Origin of the sequence: Mesorhizobium sp., assembly GCF_005063415.1 — a bacterium.
In the GTDB taxonomy this organism is placed as follows: Bacteria; Pseudomonadota; Alphaproteobacteria; order Rhizobiales; family Rhizobiaceae; genus Mesorhizobium.
In genome coordinates this window covers 1-1,151 of sequence record NZ_SUEG01000340.1, presented here as the reverse complement: position 1 = coordinate 1,151, position 1,151 = coordinate 1, and the positions used below count along the sequence as shown (strand labels likewise).

The window sequence follows — 1,151 nt, the reverse complement described above, 5'->3', positions numbered from 1 at the left end:
GATGTGCCCACGGTCAGCCAGATCACGCAGGCAAGCCTCGGCGCGCCCTACTGTTCGCTGGTGCTGGAACTCGACCCCGTCCTTACGCGGGAACTCGCGGTCGAGATGGCGGCGGTCCCGGGCGATCCGTGCAAGCCTGTCCGAGTGGAGCCGACCGACGCAGATGTCGCCGATGTGGCCCTGCGCCTGATGCGGCTTCTGGACCGTCCCTCTGCCCTCCCGGTCCTGCAAGGGCCGTTGCTGCGCGAGATTCATTTCTGGCTTCTGGCGGGACGGCACGGATCGGCCCTCCGCAGCCTCGGCGGGGCCGATGGCCATGCACAACGCATCGCCCGTGCGGTCGCTATGATCCGCGAAAGCTATGCACGGCCGATCCGCATCGAGGAACTGGCCGAGGCCGCGGGGATGAGCACCTCGTCCTTCCACCAGCATTTCCGCCAGACCACCACGCTGTCTCCCTTGCAATTCCAAAAGCAGTTGCGCCTGATCGAGGCTCGGCGCCAGATGCTGGCCGATGGCATGAGCGTGAGTTCGGTGGCTTATGCGGTGGGCTATGAGAGCGTGCCTCAGTTCACCCGCGAATATGGCCGTCTGTTCGGCAAACCACCGGCCCGCGACATACGACAGGCACAGATGGATGCATAGTCTGACTCTGTTTCAGAAGAAAGCGAGCGTCCGCTGTGGGCTCAATTGAGCCGTTCGTCGCGTCCGCCGCCGAGGACCGGAAAGGGTCGACACCTGCCGGAGCGTGAACGTCCCGTTCGGAGAACCGTCGGGAACGGCGGCTTATGGCGTAACCGCGCCCTCCAAAATGTATCGCGGCAACGTCTGCTTACGGGAAGTGGCAAGGCTGGCCTCAACGCCCGACATCAGGCGCTTTGCGGTACAGCAGCTTTGGGCCGCTGAACGAACCCGCTGCGCGGGATGGGCACCCGCGGTTGAGGTAGAGATCAAGAACCGGTCGTTGCGCCTGCGTTGAGTGGGGTTCGGCAGCGGCAGAGCATCACAGGCTTCTTCAACAAGGAGCCTGACCATGCCCTATCCCGTTCTCGATGCACCTAGCAGTCCACTTCGTCAGCGGCTGATCGACGACATGAACATGCGGCGTTTCTCACGGGAGACGCAGCGCAACTATCTCCGCGACATCGGAC

At 63.7% G+C, this 1,151-nt stretch carries 1 protein-coding gene; it reads left to right on the top strand.

The genetic code is table 11. The features are described 5' to 3' along the window. Positions 1–645: AraC family transcriptional regulator (locus E5W70_RS32480; RefSeq protein WP_292665453.1), on the top strand; the 645-nt coding region annotated here is incomplete at its 5' end. Positions 646–1,151 lie beyond the last annotated feature (506 nt).